Source organism: Synechococcus sp. MU1642 (assembly GCF_020514115.1).
Classification (GTDB): Bacteria; Cyanobacteriota; Cyanobacteriia; order PCC-6307; family Cyanobiaceae; genus Parasynechococcus.
In genome coordinates this window covers 1-5,889 of sequence record NZ_VTKZ01000021.1, presented here as the reverse complement: position 1 = coordinate 5,889, position 5,889 = coordinate 1, and the positions used below count along the sequence as shown (strand labels likewise).

The window sequence follows — 5,889 nt, the reverse complement described above, 5'->3', positions numbered from 1 at the left end:
AGGGGATTCCGGGGATCAGCTGCTTCGCTCCGACAAGGACCGCCGTGAACACCAATTGGTGGTGGAAACCATCACCGACCAACTGCGCCGCAACGGCTTGACCCCGCGCCACCGCCGGCAACCCCAACTAGCCCGTCACGGCAATCTCACCCACCTGCACACCCCGATCACGGCGGAAACCCACGGTCAGCCGGTGCTGGCCCTTGCTGAACAGCTGCACCCCACCCCCGCCGTTGCAGGGTTGCCACGACGCGACGCGATGGCCTGGTTGCGCACCCTCGAACCCTTCGAACGGGGCAGTTACGCGGCGCCGATTGGTTGGATCGACAGTGCCGGTGATGCGGAACTGCGGGTGGCAATCCGCTGCGGTCATTCCCGGGGCTGCGAGCTGGACCTCACCGCCGGAGCTGGCCTAGTGCGGGGATCCATTGCCGAGCGCGAGCTGCAGGAAGTGGGGCTGAAGCTGGCGGTCCTGGCGGACCAGCTGGAACTTCAGACCAGCGCGCGCAACCGCTCGATCGTCTGATCCGCCAGAGGCTGGTTCATCAGCCGCTCCACTTCCTGAACCCCCGTGGGGCTGGTGACGTTGATTTCGCTGAGCATGCCGCCGATCACATCGATGCCAACGAAGAACAATCCCTCCGCCCGCAGCGCCGGGGCCAGGGCCGCACAGATCTGACGTTCCCGCTCGGTGAGTTCCGTGGCCTCCGCCTGACCACCCACAGCCAGATTGCTACGGAACTCCCCCGCTGATGGGCGCCGATTGATCGCTCCCAGGGGATCGCCGTCCACCAGCAGGATGCGCTTGTCGCCCTCGCTCACGGACGGAAGAAAAGCCTGGGCCATCACCGGTAAGCGTTCCTGCTCCGTCACCAACTCCAGCAGAGCCTTCAAGCCAGGCGACTGGCCGTTGACCCGAATCACCCCCAGGCCGGCACGGCCCCCCAAGGGTTTAAGCACAATCTCCTGCTGCTCCTGGGCAAACAACAGCAGCTCAGACACCCGCCCCGACACCAGCGTGGGGGCCATCCAACGGCTGAAGCGCAACGCCCCCAGCTTTTCGTTCCAGCTGCGCAGCGCACTGGGGCGATTGAGCACCCGCACCCCGGCCCGCTCCGCCACCTCCAGCAGATGGGTGGCATACAGATACGCCTCATCCACCGGCGGATCCTTGCGCATCCAGATCACGTCAAACCCAGCCAGGGCCTGACGTTCGGCCACCCCAACCGTGATCCAGGGCTCCGGGGTCACCGGCAGGGCAATCGCCAGGGGTTCATCCCCCCGGGCAATCAGATCAGAGGGCGTGCAGGCCCACACCTCATCGCCGGCCCGACAGGCGGCCTGCATTAGTGCGGCAGAGGAATCCTTGGCTGGATTGATCTGCCCCAGAGGATCCAGAACAAACAGCTGTCGCATCGATCAGGCCTTCAGCAGCGCATCAAGCTCACCAGCGCGCTCCAAGGCATGGAGGTCGTCACAGCCACCGATGTGGCGATCGTCGATGTAAACCTGAGGAACGCTGCGGCGACCATCACCCCTGGCCGCCATGGCATCGCGGCCAGGCTCATCGCCATCCACGCTGTGTTCGGTGTAGCTCACCCCCTTGCGATCCAAGAGCCCCTTGGCGCGGACGCAGAACGGGCAGGTTTGCCAGGTGTAGATCTCAACCTTGGCCATTGCGTTGGTGATGCCAGTGGTCGGATCCTATGCAGCAACTGCGCTGATAGCGTCAGAGGCTGATCAGGACCGAGTCCTTGCTGGATCTCACGGACTTCAAACGCGACCTCTCCGAGCTCACTGACCGCCTGGGCAATGCCCAGGACTGTCTTTGACGTTCCTGCACTGAACGCAAGGCAACAGGATCTCGAACAACTCGCGGCCCAGCCCGATTTCTGGGATGACCAGCAGAACGCCCAAAAGCAAATGCGGCGTCTGGATGAGGTAAAAGCCCAGCTGTCTCAGCTGGCCGGATGGCGCGGTGCGGTCGATGACGCCCAGGCCACTCTTGAGCTATATGAGCTAGAGACCGATGATGACCTGCTGCAGGAAGCCCAGAACGGCCTGAACCAGTTGCGCCAAGGGCTGGACCGCTGGGAACTGGAACGCCTGCTCAGCGGCGAATACGACAAAGAGGGTGCCGTGCTCAGCATCAATGCAGGGGCCGGCGGAACAGACGCGCAGGACTGGGCGCAGATGCTGCTGCGCATGTACACCCGCTGGGCGGAAGACCGCGGCATGAAGGTGACCGTGGACGAACTCTCTGAAGGGGAAGAAGCCGGGATCAAGAGCTGCACAATCGAGATCGAAGGGCGCTACGCCTACGGCTACCTGCGCAACGAGAAAGGGACACATCGCCTGGTGCGCATCTCACCGTTCAACGCCAACGACAAGCGCCAGACCAGCTTTGCCGGTGTGGAGGTGATGCCCAAGCTCGAGGAGGACGTGAAGCTCGACATTCCTGAAAAGGACCTGGAAATCACCACCAGCCGCTCGGGCGGCGCAGGTGGCCAGAACGTGAACAAGGTGGAAACGGCTGTTCGCATCCTGCACATCCCCACCGGGCTGTTTGTGCGCTGCACCCAGGAGCGCTCCCAGCTCCAGAACAAAGAGAAGGCGATGGCGTTGCTGATGGCCAAATTGCTGGTGATCGCCCAGGAGCAACGGGCGGCCGAAATCGCCGACATCCGCGGCGACATCGTTGAAGCGGCCTGGGGCAACCAGATTCGCAACTACGTTTTTCAGCCTTACCAAATGGTGAAAGACCTGCGCACCAATGAAGAAACCAACGATGTGCAAGCCGTGATGGATGGGGCCCTCGACCCATTTATCGACGCCTCTTTGCGCCAGGGTGTCGACAGCCCCGGCGCCGACGCCGATTCCTGATCCCATGGCCACCGAGAGCACCCCACCGCCGAGCTTCGTCAAACAGGCCATGCGCAACATGGTGCGTAAGGGCAGCAAGAGCCTGTTTCACTTCGGCCTCACCGCCATGGGATTCCTCGGCTTCATCACCCTCGTGGCTTGGCTAGGGCGTCCGACCCTGCCGGGGTAGTCATGGAGCTCGACCTTGCGCTGGACCAGGATGGGGTGGCGCTGGAACCCTCCGACAGTGCCGACCTGCTCGATGAGACGGTATGGCTCCAGCAGCTGGAACGTTGGCTGAACAGCCTTTGCGGGGATGAGAGCCTCGACTGCCCAACCCTGGTGCGCGCGGCGGAAGAGCTAAGCCTGGGGCTGCGCTTCACCGATGACGCCAACATCGCGGATTTGAACAGCGCCTGGCGCCAGAAAACAGGCCCCACGGACGTGTTGTCGTTTGCAGCCCTCGACGATGCCGGTGACTGGATGGAAGGGCCCAGCATCGAACTAGGAGACATTGTCGTGTCCCTAGAGACGGCCCGACGTCAGGCCCAGGAGCAGGGGCACAACCTGCAGCGGGAATTGCGCTGGCTGGTGAGCCATGGCCTGCTGCACCTGCTGGGCTGGGACCATCCCGACGACGACAGCCTTGCCGCGATGCTGGCCCTGCAGGAGAGGCTTCTTGGGGATGGGTGGTCTGGAGAACCCGGGTAGGCTTCGAAGAGCGGGCGTGCGCCCTGCGGAGTCCGAGTTCCGTTCCGATGACCACCGAATCGCCCCGGAGACCACCCGCAGAAGCAGCTTCTGAAGAGGTGGCCATGGTGCCCAACGGCATGCGACGACGAGGCAGCTGGCGCATCGCCGGTGATCTGCCGTCGAGTTTTCGTTACGCCGCCCAAGGCCTTGGCTACGCCTTCCTCACTCAGCGCAACTTCCGCATCCATGTGGTGACGGGCGTGGTGGTGTTTGGTCTGGCCACCTGGCTGCAACTGGATCTAATCCGCCTGGCCGTGCTGGTGCTTACGGTGGCTGCCGTTCTGGTGTTGGAGCTGCTGAACACTGCGATGGAAGCGGTGGTGGATCTGGCCATTGGCCGGCGCTATCACCCATTAGCCCGCATCGCCAAAGACTGTGCTGCTGCTGCCGTGCTGACGGCCGCCATCAGCTCCTTGCTGATCGCTCTGTTACTCCTGCTTCCGCCGCTCTTGCTCCACCTGGGGCTCTGACTCCCGATTCGCAGATGCTGCTGGTCATCGACAACTACGACAGCTTCACCTTCAACCTGGTGCAGTACTTCGGTGAACTCGCTGCCCTGCATCCGGTGGCAGCCGATCTGCAGGTGCATCGCAACGACGCCATCAGCCTGGAGCAGATCCGCGCCCTGAAGCCCGACGCGATCCTGCTCTCTCCAGGGCCCGGCGACCCGGATCAATCCGGCGTCTGCCTCGACATCCTCAAGGAGCTTTCAGCCACCGTGCCCACCCTGGGGGTGTGCCTGGGCCATCAGGCCATCGCTCAGGTGTACGGCGGCCGGGTAGTGCGCGCCCAGCAGCAGATGCACGGCAAGACCTCACCGGTGCTGCACAGGGGCGACGGCGTGTTTGCGGGGCTGCCTCAACCGCTGACGGCCACCCGGTACCACTCCCTGATCGCCGAACGCGAAACCCTGCCGGACTGCCTGGAGGTAACCGCTTGGCTCGAGGACGGCACGATCATGGGCCTGCGGCATCGGGAGCATCACCACCTGCAGGGGGTGCAATTTCACCCCGAAAGCGTGCTCACCGATCAAGGCCACCAACTGCTGGCGAACTTCCTGCGGGAAGCCGAGTGATAACGCTGTTAGCGTCCGAAACACGTTCGACCCCGCCCATGTCCGTCCTGCGTTCCGCCGTGACCGCCGCTGCAGGCCTGGCACTCAGCCTCACGTCTCCAGCCTTGGCGGGCGGGGGAGTGTCGATCAGCAGCTATGGGCAACGGGCCCTGCTGATCCAGGGGGGCGGCCAGTCGGTGCTACTCAACCCCTACAAGGCCGTGGGCTGTGCAGCAGGCCTGCCAGAGCCCCGGCTAAAAGCGGGCGTTGTTCTGGCCAACTCCGAACTCGCCGATGAAGGAGCCCGCGATGTGGCCGGCGGCAGCTTTCTCGCCCAACCCGGGTCGTATCGGCTTGGTGGGCTGAGCCTGGAGGGCTTTGCCAATCCCCACGACCGCATGGGCGGACGGCGCTTTGGCAATGCCACCCTCTGGCGCTGGCAGCAGGGGAGCCTCAGCTTTGCCCACCTCGGCGCCACCGCTGGAGAGCTAACAGCTGCCGACCGGGTGCTGCTGGGCAACCCCGATGTGCTGATCATCGGCGTGGGTGGCGGCAGCAAGATCTACAACGCCGAAGAAGCTGCGGCAGTGGTGAAGCAGTTGAACCCCAAGCGCGTCATCCCGGTGCAATACGTCAACGGCGATGCGCCTGAAGGATGTGATCAAGAGGGTGTGCAGCCCTTCCTCGAGGCCATGGGTGGCACCGCTGTACGCCGAGTTGGCCGCTCTCAAACCCTGCCGGGCCGCCTCGACGACACCACCGTGATCACGGTGATGCAGTGATCAGCGCATCCAGCTGATTTCTGTCCCAACCCGCCAACACAGCCAACAGCAACAACACCCTTGCTTTCTGGGGATTCAGGCTGCCTGCGGGTAGCAATCCAAGCCGTTCGTCCTCGGCATGGCGATGCACGGATCCAGACCCACAGCGGTTGGCCCGCAGCATCAACGGTTGTGGGCCAGCCCACGCCTCCAACACTCGGCATTCGCCAACCGACAGCTGACCCGCACCGGTACCCGTGAACACCAGGCCTGCAACACGGGAATTGAGACAGGCGCTGAGTAGGAGTGGCTCAGGGTCCACACACCCGTAAACGATCGGCACCTGGGGCCATTGCTCCGGTAAATCGAGATCAGCAAAAGGCACCTGCCGAGGTCCACTCGCTGTTGGCAGATGAACGCCAACGTCGTCCACCCAACCCAACGGCCCCCTGCCGGGAC

Annotated in this window: 9 protein-coding genes and 1 pseudogene; 7 read left to right on the top strand and 3 right to left on the bottom strand. The window is 63.7% G+C overall.

Going from position 1 to position 5,889, the window contains the following annotated elements:
* On the top strand, nt 1–526 hold a 526-nt coding region (locus FZZ85_RS11965), incomplete at its 5' end, for a chorismate-binding protein (RefSeq protein WP_226415531.1).
* Here the strand turns inward: FZZ85_RS11965 and gshB are convergent.
* Together gshB and grxC are read right to left on the bottom strand one after the other, a co-directional pair.
* Nucleotides 493–1,416 carry a glutathione synthase gene (gene gshB, locus FZZ85_RS11960; RefSeq protein ID WP_226415529.1) on the bottom strand — a complete coding sequence of 308 codons (924 nt, stop codon included), beginning with the start codon at nt 1,414–1,416 and terminating at the stop codon, nt 493–495. The genes FZZ85_RS11965 and gshB overlap by 34 nt on opposite strands.
* Before the next feature lie 3 nt (nt 1,417–1,419).
* Nucleotides 1,420–1,677 (bottom strand): glutaredoxin 3, encoded by a 258-nt coding sequence (grxC, locus tag FZZ85_RS11955; protein WP_226415527.1) that lies wholly within the window; start codon nt 1,675–1,677, stop codon nt 1,420–1,422.
* A 77-nt stretch (nt 1,678–1,754) separates the two neighbouring features.
* Here grxC and prfB point away from each other — a divergent pair.
* The 6 genes from prfB (at nt 1,755) to FZZ85_RS11925 (ending at nt 5,451) form a co-directional block, all read left to right on the top strand.
* A protein-coding gene (gene prfB / locus FZZ85_RS11950) for a peptide chain release factor 2 (RefSeq protein WP_226415525.1) occupies nt 1,755–2,883 on the top strand; the annotation gives its coding sequence in 2 pieces (ribosomal slippage) (nt 1,755–1,829 and nt 1,831–2,883; 1,128 coding nt in all).
* A 4-nt stretch (nt 2,884–2,887) separates the two neighbouring features.
* Entirely contained in the window at nt 2,888–3,052 is a 165-nt protein-coding gene (locus FZZ85_RS11945; protein ID WP_011129165.1) for a DUF3285 domain-containing protein, read from the top strand.
* Nucleotides 3,053–3,054: 2 nt separating this feature from the next.
* A complete protein-coding gene (gene ybeY, locus FZZ85_RS11940) occupies nt 3,055–3,573 on the top strand; it encodes an rRNA maturation RNase YbeY (RefSeq protein ID WP_226415523.1) in 519 nt (172 codons plus the stop codon).
* A gap of 104 nt (nt 3,574–3,677) precedes the next feature.
* Entirely contained in the window at nt 3,678–4,085 is a 408-nt protein-coding gene (locus FZZ85_RS11935) for a diacylglycerol kinase family protein (RefSeq protein ID WP_226415533.1), read from the top strand.
* A 14-nt stretch (nt 4,086–4,099) separates the two neighbouring features.
* Entirely contained in the window at nt 4,100–4,690 is a 591-nt protein-coding gene (locus FZZ85_RS11930) for an aminodeoxychorismate/anthranilate synthase component II (protein WP_226415521.1), read from the top strand.
* A 38-nt stretch (nt 4,691–4,728) separates the two neighbouring features.
* Entirely contained in the window at nt 4,729–5,451 is a 723-nt protein-coding gene (locus tag FZZ85_RS11925; RefSeq protein ID WP_226415519.1) for an MBL fold metallo-hydrolase, read from the top strand.
* Here FZZ85_RS11925 and FZZ85_RS11920 read toward each other — a convergent pair.
* Nucleotides 5,435–5,889 (bottom strand): annotated as a pseudogene (locus FZZ85_RS11920) (asparaginase); the annotation flags it as partial. The gene FZZ85_RS11925 and the pseudogene FZZ85_RS11920 overlap by 17 nt on opposite strands.